Below are 18888 nucleotides of genomic sequence, written 5' to 3'. Positions count from 1 at the left end.
GCTCAACCCCCTCCTTACCTTGAGGACTGAGCTTCGCAGTCGCCCCCTGTCCCCATGACCGCAGAACTGCCATGAACGCCGAAACGCCTCCCCGCGCCGCCAGCCCCGAGGGCTTCCGCGACCGTTTTGAGACCCTGATCCCCACCATTCAGCGGGAGTGGCCGGCGGTTGCCCGCCAGACCCTGGAGGCCACTCGGGGCAGTTTTGATGAAGTGGTTGAGGTGATTTCCAGCCAGACCGGCCGCACCGCTAGTGCGGTCAAGGACCAGCTGCTCGACCTCCTCGAGGTGGCGGGGGACCAGACCAGTCGCCTGGCGGACAACCTGGCGCCCTTGGAGGCTCAGCTGGAAAACCTGCTCGATGAGCTCAACACCACCTTGCGGCCTCGCATTGAGAAGCCGGTGCGGGAGCGTCCACTGATGGCGATTGGCATCGCCACCGGCGTCGGGGTGCTGCTCGGTTTGCTGCTTGCCTCGGGCCGGCGTTCGTCATGACGGACCAAAACTCGCCCGGCCCGGCCCGGGTGGCGGCGGGCCGGGTTGGCGCCCTGCTGACTTCGGTTATGGACCTGCACGTGCGTATCGCTCTGCAGGAGGTGGATCGGGAGAAGCGGCGCTTGATCAGTGGGGCCTTGCTGCTCAGCGGCGGCCTAGCCCTGCTGCTGCTGGCCCTCATCGGCGCCGAGCTGGCTTTGCTGCTGGGGCTGCACGCAGCCCAGGGGCTGAGCTGGATCCATGCTGCTTTGGCTGTGGCGGCCCTGAATCTCGTGCTGGCTGGGATTTTTCTGCGGGTGGGCGGCCAGCTGCTCAAGGGCCCCTACCTGCCGGAAACCACCGCCGGCCTAAGCAAAACCACTCGCGCAATCTTGGGTCGTTAGCGCACCTCGTAGTGCAGCCAGCGGCAGTCAATGCCTCCATTGCTGATTGGGATGCGGCGGCTGGCCTTCATCTTGAGGGCGCCGGTGAGCTCCGGGTTGCCGCTGAGCAGCCACAGGCTCCAGCCGCCGCAACGCTCCTTCACCATGCGGCCCAGGTCGGCGTAGAGAGGCTCCAGTGCCTCACGCTCGCCGATGCGCTCGCCATAGGGCGGGTTGCACACCAAGATCCCCGGCCCTGGCGGAGGCATGAAGTCGCGGCAGTCGCCCAGGCTCAGTTCCAGGGCACTTGCGATGCCGGCAGCCTCAGCGTTGCTGTGGGCTTGATCAAGCACGCCGGGATCCTGCTCCCTGCCAACGATCGGCGCCAGGGGTTCTCCGCTGGGGAGCGTCTCTAGGGCTAGGGCGCTGGCCGCTTGGCGCTCTTGCTGCCAGAGCTGGGAGTCGAACTTTGGCCAGCGCTCCAGGGCGAAGTGGCGGCCCAGACCTGGCGCCCGGCCTAGGGCCATGCAGGCCGCCTCAATCAGCAGGGTGCCGGAGCCGCAAAGGGGATCGGCCAGGGGCACCGAGCCATCCCAGCCGGTGAGGGCGATCAGGCCGGCGGCGAGGTTTTCCTTGAGCGGGGCCAGGCCCATGGCGGCCCGGTAGCCGCGGCGGTGCAGGCTGCCGCCGCTGCCATCGAGGCTCAGGGCTGCTTCGCCGCCGCCGAGGTGCAGGTGGATGGAGAGGTCGGGATCCTCGAGGTCAACGGAGGAGCGGGCGCCCCACTGCTGACGCTGCAGATCCACCAGGGCATTTTTGACCTGCAGGGCGCTGTAGTGACTGTGGTTGAGGCCAGGGGCGCTGCCGGTGGCATCGACCCGGAAGGTGGCACCAGGAGGTAGCCAGCGGCTCCAATCGACGGCGCGCTGCACACCGTCGTAGAGCTCGTCTTTGCTGCGGCAGGGGAAGTGAGCCAGTTCAAGCAGGAGCCGGAAGGGCAGGCGGGCTTGCAGGTGCAGCCGGTAGTAGCCAGCCAGGTCTGTTTGGAAGCGCACGGCCCGGCGTAGGCGTGCTACGGCTTGGCAACCCAAGGCCGTGAGCTCAGCCGCCGCGGCGTCTTCGAGGCCCGGTGGCACAACCGCTATGCCGCTGATTGATGTGCTGTTTGGTTCGGTGATGCCCACCCCTGAGTCTGCCCTTGCTTGCTGCCACAATGAACCAGTCCGGTTTCGGCCGGACTAGGTGGCTCACACCAGTGCTTCGGACAGCGGTTCGATTCCGCTCAGCTCCACTTAACGGGGCTGCAATGGTTTCGACGGGGTATAAGGAGGGTGACTGAAGCCTGCTCGGTAAGAGCAAACACGTAACAGCGAACAACATCGTTCGTTTCTCCCGTCAGACCGCCCCTGTGGCAGCCTGACCCTGTAAGGGAGATGGGGTGAGGTCAGCCTTATCACCCAATTGACCCATGGGCCCTGGAAGGGGCCTTCCCATTGCAGCTCGCCGGAGCGATGGCCTGTCCCCACTGCGGCAGTTGGTCGGTTAAGGCGGATCGCAGCCTGGCTGGTCGCCTGGTGTGTGGCCGTTGTGCCAGGCCGCTGGGGGCAGCCCAGACGCCCCAGCGTCAGCGGCGCTCCCGATTTAGGCGCCCAGGTCTGTCTTTGGGGATTGGCCTGGTTGCGCTGGTGGCCTTGGCGGCGCTGTTGGCAGCCTGGGACGAGCAGCGGTTCAGATTCCCTACGCCGCCCGAGCCCCTTGCACCTGATTCCCAGCCAAGAACCCCAGGATTGTTCTGAGCCTTGCGCTTCAGAGATCCACAAGGGGCCGGAGGGCTTGCTCGGCTGCTGCTTCAGGGCCGTCCGATTGCCCGCATCACTGCGCCCTGGCAAAGGCCGCCATGGGAGCACAACGGAATTGCCTGGCCGTTTACCGAAGCGCCGCTGGGCGAACCGCTAGCCATGTTTTGAGCTGAGCTGCCAGCGAGCGGAGCTGGGGAAGGCCCCCGGCTGGAGCCTGAACCTGCTGCAGCCTGCTGGGTGCTGGCGGTGTTAACGGTGTTGCGCGCCTTATCGAGCACGCCCGTGTAAGCAGGCGTGGAGGTGCCCTGGAGGGTGCCTTGAATCGCGCTGGCCCCCACCATGGGCGCCAATCCTTGGGCCAGGGCATTGCCGGCTGGCAGCACGACGGCGGCAACTAAAGCGGCTTTCAGCAGATTGGTAGACATATTGAGAGGCGAGTAGGGGTCAAGGCTGGTTTGGTTTGGCAGCTCCGCTAAAGCCGCTCCACACTTTGAGCTCTTCAATTGTTTGTACCCCTTCGCGGCGCTCCTTGCCCGCTAGGTCCCAGGTGGGGAAAGCCCGTATCTGGGCGGCCATGCAGCGGCTACGGCCAGCGTCAGTTTTGTCGCACTCCACATAGGGGAGGGAATTGCCGCCTTCCTTGCCAAAAAGGTTTTTTTGCTGGAAGCAGGCCGGGCACCACCAGGCGCCGTAAAAAACAGCTCCCTTGGCGCTCAGATGGGCGCTGAGCGCTTTTTGTTCCGGGGTCGAAGCAGAAAGGGCTTCGCCCAAGGTGGCAGTGGTGGAGCTGCCGGTGGAGGTGGCTCCGCTTTCGGCGCTTGCAGTGGCCGTAAAGCCAACCAGCACCGTGCTCAGGGCGATAAGCAGGCCGGAGCGCAGGGAGCCAAGCCGAGACATTTCACATCAAATGAGATGGAAGAAGTGTAGTTCCAAGAGAAAGGGGGGTATTGAATTGTTAGCAAACCCCCCTATTGGAACGGACAAGCGTTTCTCGCTAGCTCTAATATAATTAGAATTTCGAGAAACGGTTTTAGGTGATAAAATTATCGTCAGACAGGCGTCCGGTCAAATTAACTATTAGGGCAATTAGTCCGCCATCCTCGCCAAGGCCATCGCGCCTTCCGTTGTCGTTAAAATAAAGCCCATCGTTTTTGTCGTTGAAAATAATTTCAAACTTTCTGGATGATGCTTGCCGGAATTCTCGGCGGGAATCGGTGAATTTGAAATCAATATCATCGTCAAAATCAAAAGATAATTTAATTTTGTCCTTGGAGGCATTGAAATTGGTTATTGTATCTGCGTCGGATTTTTGCTCCACTACGCTAAATCCTGAGTAGCGGCTGTAGTCGTCGTTTGAATCGTCGCTGCTGGAATCGTCGTCTAAGTCGTCATCATCATCTGAGTCGTCGCTGCTGGAATCGTCGTCTAAGTCGTCATCATCATCTGAGTCGTCATCGTCTGAATCATCGTCGTATTCTGAATCATCAGACGAATCATTGTCATCTGAATCGTCATCATCTGAGTCATCTTCCTCGTCATCGCTAAAGGAAATATATTCAGAGCTCTTGCTGTAATGATCATCAAGATCGTCGCTGTCAAGTTTGTAATTTAGGAAAGAAGGGCTGACTGCCATTGCGGGGGGGGACGCATATATATGCTCATCTTAAGCGATGCGTCTGGGCCGCTGAAGGCCTTCGCATTCGCTTAGCCATTTGCCTCAAGGCCGCAACAGCTCCGCTTCAGCCTCCGTTCGGCCTTCCGCACCCTGGTGCGCAGTGGGATGACTGCTATTGGCTGAGAGAGTGGAGCCTCTAGAGCCGTTGACGCCAGAACTGCGATGAGCGCAAACGGCTATCGGGATTATTTCAACGTGCTCGGGGTGGAGCGTGGCGCTGATGCCGACGCCATCAAGCGTGCCTTTCGCAAGCTGGCCCGTCAGTACCACCCTGACGTAAACCCCGGTGATGCGGGGGCTGAGGCCAAGTTCAAGGAGGTGAGCGAGGCCTATGAAGTTCTCTCCGATCCTGATAAACGCCGGCGCTACGAGCAATTTGGCCAGTACTGGAGCCAGGCGGGCGGTGGCTCGGCCAGTGGCGGCGTTGACGTTGATTTCGGCCGCTATGGCAACTTCGACGACTTCATCAACGACCTTCTAGGTCGGTTTGGCGGCCCCTCCCCCGGCGGCGCCCCGGGCGGTTTTGGTTTCAGTTCAGGCTTCCCTGGTGGCTTTGCTGGCGGTATGCCCGGCGGTGGCCGCAGCGCCCCGATCAATCTCGATGCCGAAGCCAGCATCAGCCTCTCCTTCGCCGATGCCTTCCGCGGCTCCGAACGCACCTTGGCGGTGAACGACGAGCGGGTGCAGGTGCGCATTCCGCCCGGCGTGAAACACGGCAGCCGCCTGCGGCTCAAGGGCAAGGGCAACCTGCAGCCCGGCACCGGGCGCCGGGGTGACCTCTACCTCAACCTGCAGCTGCAGGAGCATCCGGTGTGGAAGCTGGACGGCGACCAGCTGCGGGCTGAGCTGCCCCTCAGCCTCGATGAGCTGGCTCTTGGCGGCGAGGTGCGGGTGGCTACCCCCGATGGCGAGGCCTCCGTGCGGGTGCCGCCCGGCATGACCCTGGGGCGCAGCCTGCGGCTCAAGGGCAAGGGCTGGCCCCTCAAGGATGGCCGCGGCGATCTGCTGCTTACGCCGGTACTCAAGTTGCCCGACCAGCTAAGCGCTGAGGAGCGCCAGTTGCTGGAGCAGCTGCGGGCAGCCCGCAGCGCCGATCCCCGCGCCGGTTGGATCCAGGCGGCCCGTCTCTAGGATCCACCCCAGCCAGATCGCAGCCATGGAGCTCACCTACCGTCCCCGCCGCCTGCGCCGTACCCCGGCCCTGCGGGCGATGGTGCGGGAGCACCACCTCAGCGCAGCCGATTTCATCTACCCGCTCTTCGTGCATGAGGGCGCCACCAACGAGCCGATCGGGGCCATGCCTGGGGCGATGCGCTGGAGCCTCGAAGGGTTGGTGCAGGAGGTGGGCCGCGCTTGGGATTTGGGCATTCGTTGCGTTGTGCTGTTTCCCAAGGTGGCCGATGGCCTTAAAACCGAAGACGGTGCTGAATGTTTCAACGAAGGTGGCCTGATACCCCGAGCTATTCGCCGGCTTAAGGAGGTGCACCCCGAGATGGCGATCATGACGGACGTGGCCCTCGATCCCTACTCCTGTGACGGCCATGACGGCATCGTTAGCGAGGAAGGGGTAGTGCTCAACGATGAAACCGTGGCGATCCTCTGCCGTCAGGCCGTTGCCCAAGCTCGGGCCGGGGCGGATCTGATTGGCCCCAGCGACATGATGGATGGACGAGTTGGGGCTATCCGTGAAGCCCTCGATGAGGAGGGGTTTGAGCATATCGGTATCATTAGCTATACAGCTAAATACTCTTCTGCTTATTACGGTCCCTTCCGCGAAGCTCTTGATTCAGCTCCTCGGGTTGGCGCGGGCAAGCCTATCCCGAATGATAAATCAACCTATCAAATGGATCCGTCCAATGGACGTGAAGCGCTCACCGAAGCCCTGCTCGATGAACAGGAGGGGGCTGACATTTTGATGGTGAAGCCTGGCCTTGCCTATTTAGACATCATCTACCGTCTGCGCGGCGAAACGGAGCTGCCAATTGCGGCTTACAACGTAAGCGGTGAATACGCCATGGTGAAGGCCGCCGCTGAAAAGGGCTGGATCGACGAGCGGGCCGTGGTGCTGGAAACCCTGCTGTGCTTTAAGCGGGCTGGGGCCAATCTAATCCTCACCTATCACGCCTGTGATGCTGCGCAGTGGCTGCGCCAGGGGTAATTTTATTATTTCCCGATATTTTTGGATTTGGCCTTATCTGGCTACAGCTAGTTACATCGCTTTGATGGCTGCACTGGCCAGGGCTAGTGGCATCAGTTATTTGTTGTTTCCAGAGCTGGGGGCGCTCGCCTCTGTTGTGTTTGCCGATCCTCTCAGTAGCTGGGCCCGATCCCCCAAGCTTCTGGCCCTGACACCGGTGCTTACTGCTGTACCTGGGGTGCTGCTCACCCGCACCCTGCCCTATGGCCCCACCGCGCTGATATTGGATCTGGCAATCTGTTTGCTTGTGATCCGGCTTCTGCGCTCGCCTGTTATTCCCGCAATTTCAGCCGGGGTATTGCCATTGGTGCTGGGAATTACGAGTTTTTTTTACCCGGTGGCGATTTTGGTGGGCACAGGTGGGTTGGCCCTAATCGTCATGCTTCGCTCTCACTTGATGCCGCTTCCGGCTCGGGCTCAAGTTTCCCCATTGGTTCCAACTATCTCAACTTTGGTTGCACCCAAGTCTTGGTTGGAGAGGGTTCCCTGGCTGCTGCCTTTGGCTGTTTTCTTGCTGGGAGCTCTGGTAATGGTTCAGTTGCTGGGATCCCAATTGGTTTTGTATCCCCCTTTGCTGGTGATTGCCTGGGAGATGTTGGCCCATGCTGATGAGTGTCCCTGGCAAGGCCGCTTCTTTGCCGTGCTGGCGGTTACTGCTGGAGCGGCGGTGGCTGGAATTGCATTAGTGCTGGCTCTGGGAGTGAGTCCGTTAGCTGCGTTTTTGGCTGTTTTGGTTACTGCGCTGCTGCTCAGGTTGGCTCGCCTCCGATGTGCTCCGGCTTTCGGTTTGGCCCTGCTTCCCTTCGTAATTCCTGCACCCACGCTCGCCTATCCCCTTCTCACCCTGGCTGGCACCGCCTGGCTGATGTTGGTGGTGAAGCTCGATCAGATCCTCAAGATCCGGTTCTGTAACCCACAATGAACTCACCCGGTTCAGTTGCCATGGCTCCTGCTGCTGTTCATCACCTTGGCCATGTGGCACTGCGGGTGCAGGACATGGAGCGGGCCAAGGCCTTTTATGTTTCCCTGGGCCTGGAGCTCTGCTGGGATGCCCCCGATTGGGCCTATTTGCAGTGGCCTGGGGCCGGCACGGGCTTGGCCCTGCTCAGCCCTAGTTACAAAGCTGCCGGGCCCCATTTTGCTTTCCATTTCCGCGACCGCTCAGAGGTGGATGCGGTGCACGCTCAGCTTGTGGCGGCAGGCCGCTCCTGCGGCCCAGTGCATGACCACCGTGACGGAACTGCCAGCTTCTACCTACAAGACCCGGAAGGCAACTGGCTAGAGATGCTCTACGAGCCCCCTGGCGGCATCCCCTCCAACCTGCCCGGGTGAACGACGTCACTGCCCCCCCATTGGCCCCAATTCAGCAGGAGGCCCTGGAGCTGCTCGAGTGGCCGCGGCTCGCAGAGCAGCTGGCCAGCTTCGCCAGCACAGCTCCAGGCCGCTGTGCCTGCCTGGAGCTGGCCCTGCCCGCTTGCCTCGCTGCCAGCCGCCGCTTGCTCGCTGAAACCACCGAGCTGCTTGGCCTCGACGGGCTGCTGGAGGGGGGATTGAGTTTTCAGGGAGTTGCCGATATCGCGGCGCTGGTGACCCTCTGCGCCAAGGGCGGCACGGCTCCGGGCGAGGAGTTGTTGGCCCTGGCCACCACCCTGGCTGCGGCCCGCCGGCTCCGGCGCCAGATCGACGATCCCCAGCTGCGGCCCGTCTGTACGGCCCTGGTGGCCGAGCTGCGCACCCTGCCGGAGCTGGAGCAGCGGCTGCATTTTTGCCTTGAAGAGGGCGGCCGGGTGGCGGATCGGGCCAGTCCGCCCCTGGAGGGATTGCGGCGCCAGCTGCTTGGGGCCCGCTCAGATCGGCGTGATCGACTGCAGGAGCTGATGCGCCGCTGCGGCGCCATGCTCCAGGACACGGTGATCTCGGAGCGCAACGGCCGTCCCGTCCTGGCTGTGAAGGCTGGCGCTGCCGCTCAGTTGCCAGGGCTGGTGCACGACAGCTCGGCTTCGGGACAAACGGTGTTTATCGAACCCCAGGCGGTGATTGCCCTGGGCAATCGCATACGCGACCTGGAGGGGCGCGAGCGGGAACTGGAGCGGGCCGTGCTGACGGACCTGAGCGCCCAGGTGGGCGAGGAGGCTGAAGCTCTGGCCGCACTCCAGCAGGTGCTGGTGCGTCTGGATGCGGGGGTGGCCCGGGCGCGCTACGGCCAATGGTTAGGGGCGGTACGCCCGGAGCTGGCAGACGACCCCAGCGCGCCCTTCGAGCTGCGTGAGCTGCGCCACCCCCTGCTGCTTTGGCAGCAGCGGCGTCAGGGCGGCCATGCGGTGGTGCCCGTGAGCCTGCTGGTGGCAGCGGAGCTGCGGGTGGTGGCGATCACCGGCCCCAACACCGGCGGTAAAACCGTGACTCTCAAAAGCGTCGGCTTGGCGGCTCTTATGGCTCGGGCTGGCCTGTTTTTGCCCTGCAGCGGCACGCCGCGGCTGCCCTGGTGCAGCCAGGTGCTGGCTGACATCGGCGATGAGCAATCGCTGCAACAAAACCTCTCCACCTTCAGCGGCCACATCCGCCGCATCGCCCGCATCCTCGAAGCTCTTCCGGGGTCTGGCGCGGCTGGCGGCGCCTCCCTGGTGCTGCTCGATGAGGTGGGGGCTGGCACCGATCCCCTTGAGGGTTCGGCCCTGGCCACGGCTTTGCTCAAGCACCTGGCCGATCGGGCCCGGCTCACGATCGCTACTACCCACTTTGGTGAGCTCAAGGCGCTCAAATACGCCGACCCACGCTTCGAGAACGCTTCGGTGGCCTTCGATGTGGACACCCTCTCGCCCACCTACCGGCTGCAGTGGGGTATCCCGGGGCGCAGCAACGCCCTGGCGATTGCCCGCCGGCTGGGGCTGGGGGAGCCGGTGCTGGAGCTCGCCGCCGCCCAGCTGGAGCCCCTCGGCGAGGGCGAGGTGAACCAGGTGATCGCCGGCCTGGAAAATCAGCGTCAACGCCAGCAGGAGGCCGCCGAGGAGGCAGCCGCCCTACTGGCCCGCACCGAGCTGTTGCACGAGGAGTTGCTGCTGCGCTGGCAACAGCAGACCCAGCAGAGCGCCGAGCTACAGGAACAGCGGCGCCAGCAGTTGGAGCGCTCGATTCGTCAGGGACAGAACGAGGTGAAGCGCATCATCAGGAGGCTGCGCCAGGGGCGCGATGGGGGCGAGGTTAGTAGCGCCGCCCTAGGCGAAACAGCACGCCAGGCCGGCCAGCGGCTAAAATCGCTTGAGCAGCAGCACCTCCCCACCCCGGAGCGGCGCGAGCACCGGGGCTGGATGCCCGCCGTTGGTGATCGGGTGCGGCTGTTGTCGCTGGGCAAGGCCGCTGAGGTGCTCTCCATCGCTGATGACGGCCGGGAACTCACGGTGCGCTGTGGGGTGATGCGGCTAACCCTGGAGCTGGCCGGTATCGAGGGGCTGCATGGCGAAAAACCCTCACCCCCTGAGGTGCGGGTGCAGGTGAAGGGTCAGCGGGGGCTGGGGGGCCCGGGCCCGGATGTGCGCTCCGAGCGCAACACCGTTGATGTGCGCGGCTTGCGGGTGCATGAAGCCGAAGCGGCCTTGGAGGAGCGGCTGCGCGCCGCCAATGGTCCCGTGTGGGTGATCCACGGCATCGGCACGGGCAAACTCAAGCGCGGCCTGCGGGCCTGGTTGGCAACGGTGCCCTACGTGGAGCGGGTGAGTGACGCCGAGCAGGGCGACGGCGGGGCTGGCTGCAGCGTGATTTACGTGAAATAGGGCAGGGTCGGCTCCAGGCTTGCGGGCTCAGGGAGCAGGGGCAGGGCCTCGCCGCTGGCATCAAACAGGCGCCAGCCTCGGGGATCAATATCGAGGTTCAGGCTGGCCCCCGGCGGCAGGATTGTTTCAGGGCCGACCCGCACCTGCACCAGGTGACCGCCCTCCTCCAGGCGGCAGGTGAGCAGTTGTTCGTTGCCCAGGGCTTCGCCATGGCTCACCTCGGCCCGCAGGTTGCGGTTGGTGGCGGGAGCTAGCTGGAAGTGCTCGGGCCGCAGTCCGCCAGTGAGCGCCTCCCCTGCCCGTGATGCCAGCACCTCGGCGAGGGGACCTTCAACCGCCAGCTTGCGGCCGCCCAGCTGCACCTGGCCCGCACCTATCGCGGTTACCGGAAGCAGATTCATGGGCGGGCTGCCGATGAACTGGGCTACAAACAAATTGGCGGGCCACTGATAGAGCTGCATCGGTGTGCCGAGCTGCTGCAGCCTTCCAGCATTGAGCACGGCGATCCGGTGCCCCATGGTCATGGCCTCCACCTGGTCGTGGGTGACATACAGGGTGGTGGTGCCCAGGCGTCGCTGCAGCTCAACGATTTGGGTGCGGGTGCCGGTGCGCAGCTTGGCGTCGAGGTTGCTGAGCGGTTCGTCCATCAAAAACACTGCCGGCGCCCGGGCGATGGCCCGGCCCAGGGCAACCCGCTGCTTCTGGCCGCCGGAAAGCTCCTTGGGCAGCCGATCGAGTAGCTGGTCGAGCTCCAGGGTTTCCGCTACCTCGGCGATGCGCTGGTCGATGCGCTCCTCCCGCCGTGAGCGCAGCCGCAAGGGCCCTGGCAGCCGCCTGGTGGCCAAATGCAGGCTGTCTTGAAGCTGCTCAAGGGCCGTGCGGTTGCGGCTGCGGCGCAGGCCGAAGCCGATGTTGCCGGCCACCGTGAGATGGGGATAGAGCGCATAGCTCTGGAACACCATGGCTACGTCCCGTTGGGCTGGGCGCAGCGAGCTCACCGGCCGATTGCCCACGAAGATCTCCCCCTGGCTGGGCTGCTCTAGGCCAGCCAGTAAACGCAGCAGGGTGCTTTTGCCGCAGCCTGAGGGCCCAACCAACACCAAAAATTCGCCATCATGAATCTGTAGATCCAGCTGGCGCAGCACCTGCACCGGATCACCACCGCGCCGGGGTGGGTAGGTCTTGCTGACCTGCTGGAAGCGAACCTCTGCCAAGACGGGCCTTCAGACGGCGCGATCCTAGGTTTGTTCCAATGCAATTCATCGATCAAGCCCGCGTAACGGTCAAGGCCGGCCGAGGCGGCGACGGAATCGTGGCGTTTCGCCGCGAGAAATATGTGCCAGCAGGCGGCCCTTCCGGCGGCGATGGCGGCCGTGGTGCCGACGTGCTGCTGGTGGCTGACGCCAACCTCCAGACCCTGCTGGATTTCAAGTACAAGCGGCAGTTTTTGGCGGTCGATGGTCGCCGGGGCGGTCCCAATCGCTGCACCGGTGCCAGCGGCAACCATCTGGTGATCAAGGTGCCCTGCGGCACCGTGGTGCGCGATGCCCGAACCTCAATTTTGCTAGGCGATCTCACCGATGCAGGTGAGGAGCTACTGGTGGCCTTTGGCGGCCGCGGCGGCCTGGGCAATGCCCACTACCTCAGCAACCGCAACCGGGCCCCGGAGAAGTTCACCGAGGGCAGGGAGGGAGAGGAGTGGCTGCTGCAGCTGGAGCTCAAGCTGCTGGCTGAAGTTGGCATCATCGGTTTGCCCAATGCCGGCAAGAGCACCTTGATTTCGGTGCTTTCGGCAGCTCGGCCCAAGATCGCCGATTACCCCTTCACCACCCTGGTGCCCAACCTGGGGGTGGTGCGCCGGCCCAGTGGTGATGGCACCGTCTTTGCTGACATTCCTGGTTTGATCGCTGGAGCGGCCCAGGGGGCAGGGCTGGGGCACGACTTCCTACGCCACATCGAGCGCACCCGGCTGCTGATCCACCTGATCGATTCCAGCGCGGAGGATGTGGTCGCCGACTTGAACGTGGTCGAGGGGGAGCTCACGGCCTACGGCCATGGGCTCGACCAGAGGCCCCGCCTGGTGGTGCTCAACAAGATCGAATTGCTCGATCCAGCCAGCCTTGAAGAGCTGGTGGAGAAGGTGAGCCAGCAGGTGCAGGCCCGTGGCGGCTTGCCCGTTCTGGCTATTTCAGCTGCTGCCTCCAAAAATTTGCCGCAGCTGCTGGCCGCGGTGTGGCAGCAGCTCGGCATCGTTCAGCCCTAGGCAGTTCAGCCGTAGGCAATTAAGCCCTAGTCAATTCAGTCGTCGTAGACGCGGCACTCGGGGGCAGAAGGGTTCAGGTCACAGAACACTTCCAGTGGGGTTGGGTCGTGGCTGTCCTCGGGATGGTGCTCTTTGAACTCCTTGAGACCCTGGAGCTCTTCCTCCAAGTGGCGGACCTTGCCTAGGTCGCCAGCTGCTTTGGCTGCCTCGATCTCGCTCTGGTCTTTCTGGATGTGCTCGTCGATGCTTTTCATTCGGATACCGGCCACTTGAGACCGGAGCTCATCGCGGCTCACCTTACGGGCGCCTGATCTTGATCGATGCCCCGAAGGTGCACTTGCTACCTCTTTGAGCAGCGCCAATGGCGCCGGGAGCTGAGCTTTGGCGATGTGTTGGATTGGCAACAATGTGAGCCCAGGGTCCTCTGCGGTGCGGCCGGCCCTGGCTAGGCCCCCCGTTTCACCCCGCCAGCTCGCTGAGTTCGAGCCAGCGCTCCTCGCCGCAATGGATGCGCTCCGTTAACGCGGCGAGCTCCTGGGTGAGTCCCTCAAGGGCGGCGTAATCGCTGCCTGAACTGGCCAGGGCCAGCTCCAGCTCACGGCGCTGCTGCTCCCAGGCCGGCAGGTTTAGCTCCAATTCGCCCAGCTCCCGACTCTCCTTGAAGCTCCGCCGCCGCGTTTGCGCTTTGCTGGCTTGGGGCGCTACCGGGGCTGGATTCTTGGGGCTCTTGGGTGCGGCCTGGCGGGCGGAGCTCGCTTCTAAATAGGCGCTGTAGTTGCCCTCGAAGCGCTGCAGCTCACCGTTCTCGAAGCAGAACAGCCGGTCCACGGTGCGGTCGAGGAAGTAGCGGTCGTGGGAGACCACCACCACGCAGCCGCGGAAGTCTTCGAGGAAGTCTTCGAGCACGCTCAGGGTCTGCACGTCCAGGTCGTTGGTGGGCTCGTCGAGCAGCAGCACATTCGGCGCCTCGATCAGCAGCCGGCAGAGGTGCAGCCGCCGTCGCTCGCCGCCGGAGAGCTTGGCCACCGGCTGGTGCTGCTGGGCTGGTGGAAACAGGAAGCGCTCCAGCAACTGGGAGGCGCTCAGCTCCTCACCATCCACTGCCACCCGACTGGCGGCAGCTTGAACCACCTCCAGCACCTTCTGGTCGGGCTTGAGCAGCACATCGCTGTGCTGGTCGAAGTAGGCGAGCTTCACGGTTGAGCCCAGCTCCAGGCTGCCACTGCTGGGTTGGCGCCGGCCGGCGATCACCTCCAGCAGGCTCGACTTGCCTACCCCGTTTGGGCCAATGATGCCAACCCGGTCCTCCGGGCTGAAGTCGTAGCTGAAGGCGCGCAGCAGGGCCCTGGCCTCGGGTCCTTCGCCCACACTTACCTCCAGCTCCTCAGCGGTGATGGCCCGCTTGCCGAGCCGCCGGCTGGTGGTGGCCAAGCTCACCTGGCCGCGGCCCTGCCGCAGAGGTGCCTCCCGCATCGCCTCAATTCGCTGGATGCGGGCCTTCTGCTTGGTGCTGCGGGCCTTGGGACCCTGCCTGAGCCAGGCCAGTTCCCGCCGCAGCGTGCCCTTGAACTTGGCGGCTGAGGCCGCTTCCGATGCCTCCTCCTCAGCTTTATGGGTGAGATAGGTGGCGTAGTTGCCGTCGTAGCTGCGGGCCAGGCCCCGATCCACCTCCACGATCCGGCGGGTGACCCGATCGAGCACGTAGCGGTCGTGGGTCACCAGCACCAGGGCGCCGGAGAAGCGCTCGAGATAGTTCTGCAGCCATTCCACCCCGTTGGCGTCGAGGTGGTTGGTGGGCTCATCAAGTAGCAGCACGTCCGGCTCGGCCACCAGGGCTGCCGCCAGGGCGACCCGCTTGCGGTAGCCGCCGGAGAGGTCGCCCACCTTGCGCTCGATGTCAGCGATGCCTAGCCGCTCCAGCACCTCGCGGCACTGCTGCTCCAGCCCCCAGGCATTGTGCTGATCCATGCGGCCATGCAGGTCGCTGAGCTGGGCCAGGGCGATGGTGTTGTCGGGGCCATCAGCCACGGCCTGACTCAGGGCCGTGTGCTGCCGCAGCAAAGCCATCTTCTCGCCGCTACCGGCAAACACCTGCTCGAGCACGGTGTGCTCGGGATCTAGCTCGGGCTCCTGGTCTACGAGCACCACCCGGGTGCGGGGGGCGCAGCGGCGCTTGCCGCTGCCGAGGGGCTCATTGCCCGCAAGCACCTTCAACAGGGTGCTCTTGCCGGCCCCATTGGGACCAATCAGACCGAGCCGCTCCCGCTCGCCGATGTGGAGGGTGAGGCCCTCGAACAGGGTGCGGATGCCGAAGTCCTTGCTGGCTTCCACCAGGCTTATCAAACTCAAAGTGCAGCCTCCCCAGCTGCGCCAGCTTGGCCTTTGAGGTAAGCAAACACGCTCTTGTCGCCCACATCTGCCGCGGCGGGCATGGGAAATTTGCGCAGGCAAAGCACCAGCAAAAGCCCGCTCTCCAGGGCCAGCAGGGCCGTGGTGATCGCTCCTGGCAGCAAGCCGCTGAGGTGGCCCAGCAGGGCGGTAGGCAGTAGCAGGGTCACGCCGATCGCCTCCGGCCGCCTGAAGCAGAAAAATTCCTTGAAGCCAACCCCCGCCAAGGCCGCGAAAAAGGGGCCAATGGCCAGAATCCAGAGGGGCTGACTGGCCAGGGCCGGCAGCATGGCGCCGGGGCCGCTGTGGATCGCCAATGCCAGGCCCCCCAGGCAACCCAGTAGCCAGAACAGCTGCAGGGCCCGGTGCAAGGGCACTAAGTAAATGTGAATCCAGCGCAGAGCTAGGCCCAGCCCCGCAGCCATCAGCAGCATCCAGGGCCAGAGCTGGTCGGCTCCCAGCTGCCGCCACTGCACTAGCAGGCCTGCTTGGCCAACGGCCACCGCCGTGAGGGCAAGGCGGTAACCGAGCACCTCCCGCCGGTCGGTGGCGTCAATCGTGTAGGTGCCGTACACCCCTTCAAATATCGGATCAGTCATGGATGGTTCTCGCTGCTTTCCTGTACTGGTCTGCCTTGCACCAGTGTGGCGAGTGGCGGCCCGGCCGGGATGATTCCCGAGGGATGGAGGGGAAACAGGGCGCCGAAGTAATCGCTGCGCCAGGCCTCCGGGAAGCAGGTCTCGGCCACGCCGGGCAGGCTGTAAAAGCGCCGGCGCCAGTCCCATAGGGCTGGAAGCTGCCAAAGGGGTATGCGGCTGCAACCGAACAGGGGCGCATAAATCAGCTCCAGCCGGATAAGGGTCGGGAAAAGCCCTATATCGGCCAGGCTCAGTTGGTCCCCACTTAGCCAAGGAGATTGCTCCAAGGCCCCATTGGCGTCCAGAAGCGCCGCAAACAAGGCCGCCTCGGCCCGGTCGTAGGCGGCCTGGGTGCGGGCGAAACCACAGCGGTACACCCCGTCGTTGACGTCGCCCTGCAGCCGCGCGCGCCACTTCTCTGTGGCTGCCTGCTGGTTATGGGGCTCCAGATCGGGCCCTGCTGGTGCGGGCCAGCGGTTGAGCAGCTCGATCAGCCGGGCGCTCTCCGTAACCAGGATCCGCCTCTCACCGCGGGAATAGAGCGCCGGCACCGTGGCCCGCTGCCCCGGATCAGCGCCGGATTGCTGGTAGAGCTCGATCAAGCTGGCGCAGCCCTCGAAGGGCTCGGCAAAGCGCCAGCGCCCCTCGGCTGGATCGGGGTCCACTACCACCAGGTTGATGCTGCAGCCCAGTTGGCGCAGGCTCCACACCAGCCAGGCCCGGTGGGCCCAGGGGCAGCTGCGCCCCACAATCAACACGTGCCCATCAGCCGCCCCGGCTTCGCTGGGCAGGGGCGGCAGCGCCGAGAAAGCTCCGCTGGGGCGGCGGTAGTTGCCCTCTGCATCGGCCGGTCCCAGGCCGCCCATGAGCTGGTGCCATTGCCAGTGCCAGATCGCGCGGGCCGTGCGCACCAAGGGGGCGGGGGGAGGCATGGTTGCGGGGGCGGCAGAGCTCTGAATCTGCGTCAGGCTGGGGCTGAAATCCATTTCTGGCCTTCTTCTTTTTGATCAGCCAAATCGTCAAACCGGCCCAGGTGCTGGTCGTGGCCGGCACCCACGGCAATGAACGCAACGCCCCCTGGCTGCTGGAGCACTGGCGCCGCCAGCCCGAGGCCCTGCAGCGCCACGGCCTTGATGTGGCGCTGGTGCTTGGCAACCCTGCTGCCCACAAAGCCAATCAGCGCTATGTGGAGCGGGATTTAAACCGCTGCTTTGCCCCCGAGCTGCTGGCGGATTCCTCGAGAAACGAAGCTGATCTGCAGCGCGCTCGCCAGCTGCTCGCTTGCCATGGCCCTGATGCTGAATCTCCTTCGCTGGTGGTGCTCGACCTACACAGCACCACCAGCGCTATGGGTAACTCCTTGGTGCTCTACGGCCGGAGGCCGGCCGATCTAGCTCTGGCGGCGGGTTTGCAGGGGGAGTTGGGGCTGCCGATTTACTTGCACGAGGCCGATGCTTCCCAAACGGGCTTTTTGGTTGAGCGCTGGCCCTGCGGCCTGGTGATCGAGGTGGGTCCGGTGCCCCAGGGGGTTATCCAGGCTCCGATCTGCCGTCAAAGCCAGCTCGGCGTTGAGGCGGCCCTGGCCGTGTTGGCGGCAGCTCGGCGAGGCCGCCTAAGGCTGCCGGCTGAGCTTGTGGTGCATTGCCATCTGGGCAGCCTGGATTTGCCGCGCCATCCAGATGGTTCACCTGCCGCCTGCCTGCATCCAGCGTTACAGCATCGCGACTGGCGTCCCTTGCGTTCGGGAGATCCGGTGTTTATCGATCCCTGCGGCAAGGAAATTGGCCTGGCCCTGCCGCCGGATTTGGCGGGGGATTCCGTCTGGCCCGTCTTTGTAAATGAGGCCGCCTACGGCGAAAAGGGCATTGCCCTAAGCCTCACTCGCAGGGAATGTTGGCCGGTTGGGTCTGAATGGTTGCCAGCTTTGACAGCCCTTGCTGTCCAGCTGGCCTAACGGGGGGCGCCGTTGTAATCAATGCCAAGGACGGTGCGCCCGTCACTGGATACGCGGATTTCGGTTTCCACCGTTGCAGCCAGACTTAGCTGCTGCCAGCCAGGTGCTCCGCCAAGGAAGCGAAATAGATAGCCATCACTGGTTGAGCTGATCAGGCATTTGTTGCCGGCGCTCGCCGTTTCAAACATGCACTTTTCTGGTCGGTAGAGCCCCAAGCCGCCGTTGGTCTGAACTGCGGTGTTGCGAGCCAAGTTGAGGGCCCGCACGGCACTGAATGGAACGGGTGCTTCCGCCTGGGCCCGGGCCGGAGCGGAATTCAAAAATGACAGGCTGCCAGCGCCCAGGCAACTGGCTACCAATAAGCCCCCCGCCAGCAGTCGCGCACTTAATAACGCCGCTGCTGAAGCAAAAGGTGAACCCATGGGTTTATGGATGTGACAGATCCAGCTCAACGCAGCGGCTCTGTCAGTGTCAAGGCGACTTACCCACACACCAAGGTGGACTGCTCCTGCTTGCAAGGCAGGTTTGTGGTGCTGCCGTCGGCCCAGTAAATGCGCAGGCGATCGTCTGAGGTGCCGCTGCGGTATGTGAGTGATTTGATGGCTCCAGCCGGGGGCTTGCCGGCCGGGTCGGCCCCGTTGCCGGGAGCCACGGTGTTGAGCTTCTGCTCAAGCTGCTGAATCTTTACTTCCAACTGCTCCTGGCGCTGCTGCAGCTTTTGCAGCTCGGCTGATGGTTGCCGCTGACAGCCAGCAGAGAACAGGCAGGCTGCGGCCACGGTTGTGGTGGCCAGGCTGGCCCGTATAGGCAGGGCTTTAAATCGAACGAGCAGGGCCATGCCGGAGACGAATCCTTAGCTGTCCTCTGCTTAGCAGTGGTCTGGCCGGCTGGCTATGGATTGCCCTGTCGCACCCCAACATCAGCGGTACTTATGGGCTTCATCAGCAGGGCTTTGGCGCCCCCTGACCAGCCTTCTCACCAAAGCCGCAATCTTCCGTTACAGTTGTGTTGCGCAATGTTCTTGCGCTCGACGGGATTCCGTCTGGTGGCTTGCCACCTTCCATACCCGTTCCTCTGGAACACCCTCTTCTCGTTCTCATGACAACCACTATTCAGCAGCGCCAAGGCGCTTCTGCGTGGAACCAGTTTTGCGACTGGGTCACCTCCACCAACAACCGCCTTTATGTGGGCTGGTTCGGTGTGCTGATGATCCCCTGCCTTCTGGCTGCCACCATCTGCTTCATCGTGGCCTTCATCGCCGCACCCCCTGTCGACATCGACGGCATCCGTGAGCCCGTAGCTGGCTCCCTGATGTACGGCAACAACATCATCTCCGGTGCTGTTGTTC

At 63.8% G+C, this 18888-nt stretch carries 20 protein-coding genes and 1 pseudogene; 10 read left to right on the top strand and 11 right to left on the bottom strand.

Going from position 1 to position 18888, the window contains the following annotated elements; all coding sequences use genetic code 11:
* The first annotated feature begins 71 nt into the window (after nucleotides 1-71).
* Nucleotides 72-494 carry a glycine zipper domain-containing protein gene (locus tag KBY73_RS14080; RefSeq protein WP_254937696.1) on the top strand — a complete coding sequence of 141 codons (423 nt, stop codon included), beginning with the start codon at nucleotides 72-74 and terminating at the stop codon, nucleotides 492-494.
* Nucleotides 491-877 carry a phage holin family protein gene (locus KBY73_RS14075; RefSeq protein ID WP_254937695.1) on the top strand — a complete coding sequence of 129 codons (387 nt, stop codon included), beginning with the start codon at nucleotides 491-493 and terminating at the stop codon, nucleotides 875-877. Before KBY73_RS14080 ends, KBY73_RS14075 begins: the two co-directional genes overlap by 4 nt.
* Here the strand turns inward: KBY73_RS14075 and KBY73_RS14070 are convergent.
* From KBY73_RS14070 to KBY73_RS14050, 4 genes are all read right to left on the bottom strand, one after another.
* A complete protein-coding gene (locus KBY73_RS14070; protein ID WP_254937694.1) occupies nucleotides 874-2040 on the bottom strand; it encodes a class I SAM-dependent RNA methyltransferase in 1167 nt (388 codons plus the stop codon). The two genes, KBY73_RS14075 and KBY73_RS14070, sit on opposite strands and share 4 nt — an antisense overlap.
* 665 nt (nucleotides 2041-2705) lie before the next feature.
* Entirely contained in the window at nucleotides 2706-3080 is a 375-nt protein-coding gene (locus KBY73_RS14060; protein ID WP_254937693.1) for a hypothetical protein, read from the bottom strand.
* Nucleotides 3081-3099: 19 nt separating this feature from the next.
* On the bottom strand, nucleotides 3100-3552 hold the full coding sequence (locus tag KBY73_RS14055) for a hypothetical protein (RefSeq protein ID WP_254937692.1): 453 nt from the start codon (nucleotides 3550-3552) through the stop codon (nucleotides 3100-3102).
* A 133-nt stretch (nucleotides 3553-3685) separates the two neighbouring features.
* Nucleotides 3686-4288 carry a hypothetical protein gene (locus KBY73_RS14050; protein WP_254937691.1) on the bottom strand — a complete coding sequence of 201 codons (603 nt, stop codon included), beginning with the start codon at nucleotides 4286-4288 and terminating at the stop codon, nucleotides 3686-3688.
* A gap of 204 nt (nucleotides 4289-4492) precedes the next feature.
* Between KBY73_RS14050 and KBY73_RS14045 the strand changes: the two genes are divergently transcribed.
* From KBY73_RS14045 to KBY73_RS14025, 5 genes are all read left to right on the top strand, one after another.
* Complete coding sequence (locus tag KBY73_RS14045) at nucleotides 4493-5461, top strand: DnaJ C-terminal domain-containing protein (protein ID WP_254937690.1); 969 nt, start codon at nucleotides 4493-4495, stop codon at nucleotides 5459-5461.
* A gap of 25 nt (nucleotides 5462-5486) precedes the next feature.
* On the top strand, nucleotides 5487-6488 hold the full coding sequence (gene hemB, locus KBY73_RS14040) for a porphobilinogen synthase (RefSeq protein WP_254937689.1): 1002 nt from the start codon (nucleotides 5487-5489) through the stop codon (nucleotides 6486-6488).
* 64 nt (nucleotides 6489-6552) lie between these two features.
* Complete coding sequence (locus tag KBY73_RS14035) at nucleotides 6553-7449, top strand: hypothetical protein (protein ID WP_254937688.1); 897 nt, start codon at nucleotides 6553-6555, stop codon at nucleotides 7447-7449.
* A 20-nt stretch (nucleotides 7450-7469) separates the two neighbouring features.
* Nucleotides 7470-7859, top strand: coding sequence for a VOC family protein (locus KBY73_RS14030; RefSeq protein WP_254937687.1), 390 nt, complete (start codon nucleotides 7470-7472; stop codon nucleotides 7857-7859).
* The gene (locus KBY73_RS14025) at nucleotides 7856-10297 is read left to right on the top strand and encodes an endonuclease MutS2 (protein ID WP_254937686.1); all 2442 of its coding nucleotides are present in this window, start codon (nucleotides 7856-7858) and stop codon (nucleotides 10295-10297) included. The genes KBY73_RS14030 and KBY73_RS14025 overlap by 4 nt, the downstream gene beginning before the upstream one ends.
* On the opposite strand, the gene KBY73_RS14020 is transcribed toward KBY73_RS14025, so the two are convergent.
* Nucleotides 10285-11511 carry an ABC transporter ATP-binding protein gene (locus KBY73_RS14020; RefSeq protein ID WP_254937685.1) on the bottom strand — a complete coding sequence of 409 codons (1227 nt, stop codon included), beginning with the start codon at nucleotides 11509-11511 and terminating at the stop codon, nucleotides 10285-10287. The genes KBY73_RS14025 and KBY73_RS14020 overlap by 13 nt on opposite strands.
* A 38-nt stretch (nucleotides 11512-11549) precedes the next feature.
* Here KBY73_RS14020 and obgE point away from each other — a divergent pair, with 38 nt between their 5' ends.
* The gene (gene obgE / locus KBY73_RS14015; protein WP_254937684.1) at nucleotides 11550-12560 is read left to right on the top strand and encodes a GTPase ObgE; all 1011 of its coding nucleotides are present in this window, start codon (nucleotides 11550-11552) and stop codon (nucleotides 12558-12560) included.
* A gap of 35 nt (nucleotides 12561-12595) precedes the next feature.
* Here the strand turns inward: obgE and KBY73_RS14010 are convergent, their stop codons facing one another.
* From KBY73_RS14010 to KBY73_RS13995, 4 genes are all read right to left on the bottom strand, one after another.
* On the bottom strand, nucleotides 12596-12814 hold the full coding sequence (locus KBY73_RS14010) for a CP12 domain-containing protein (protein ID WP_106632635.1): 219 nt from the start codon (nucleotides 12812-12814) through the stop codon (nucleotides 12596-12598).
* 205 nt (nucleotides 12815-13019) lie between these two features.
* A complete protein-coding gene (locus KBY73_RS14005; protein WP_254937683.1) occupies nucleotides 13020-14909 on the bottom strand; it encodes an ABC-F family ATP-binding cassette domain-containing protein in 1890 nt (629 codons plus the stop codon).
* Nucleotides 14906-15547, bottom strand: coding sequence for a DUF2301 domain-containing membrane protein (locus tag KBY73_RS14000; RefSeq protein ID WP_254937682.1), 642 nt, complete (start codon nucleotides 15545-15547; stop codon nucleotides 14906-14908). Before KBY73_RS14000 ends, KBY73_RS14005 begins: the two co-directional genes overlap by 4 nt.
* The gene (locus KBY73_RS13995; RefSeq protein WP_254937681.1) at nucleotides 15544-16518 is read right to left on the bottom strand and encodes a glutathione S-transferase C-terminal domain-containing protein; all 975 of its coding nucleotides are present in this window, start codon (nucleotides 16516-16518) and stop codon (nucleotides 15544-15546) included. Before KBY73_RS13995 ends, KBY73_RS14000 begins: the two co-directional genes overlap by 4 nt.
* 71 nt (nucleotides 16519-16589) lie before the next feature.
* On the opposite strand from KBY73_RS13995, the gene KBY73_RS13990 reads away from it, so the two are divergent.
* Nucleotides 16590-17540: an aspartoacylase gene (locus tag KBY73_RS13990; protein WP_254937680.1), complete on the top strand. Its 951-nt coding sequence runs from the start codon at nucleotides 16590-16592 to the stop codon at nucleotides 17538-17540.
* Here KBY73_RS13990 and KBY73_RS13985 read toward each other — a convergent pair.
* Nucleotides 17537-17860 (bottom strand): hypothetical protein, encoded by a 324-nt coding sequence (locus KBY73_RS13985; RefSeq protein WP_254937679.1) that lies wholly within the window; start codon nucleotides 17858-17860, stop codon nucleotides 17537-17539. The two genes, KBY73_RS13990 and KBY73_RS13985, sit on opposite strands and share 4 nt — an antisense overlap.
* A 161-nt stretch (nucleotides 17861-18021) precedes the next feature.
* On the bottom strand, nucleotides 18022-18378 hold the full coding sequence (locus tag KBY73_RS13980; protein WP_254937678.1) for a hypothetical protein: 357 nt from the start codon (nucleotides 18376-18378) through the stop codon (nucleotides 18022-18024).
* 260 nt (nucleotides 18379-18638) lie between these two features.
* Between KBY73_RS13980 and KBY73_RS13975 the strand changes: the two are divergent.
* A pseudogene (locus KBY73_RS13975) lies at nucleotides 18639-18888 on the top strand (photosystem II q(b) protein); the annotation flags it as partial.

This window comes from Cyanobium sp. Tous-M-B4, assembly GCF_024345395.1.
GTDB lineage: Bacteria > Cyanobacteriota > Cyanobacteriia > PCC-6307 > Cyanobiaceae > Cyanobium_A.
This window is presented reverse-complemented; position numbering and strand designations above follow the sequence as displayed.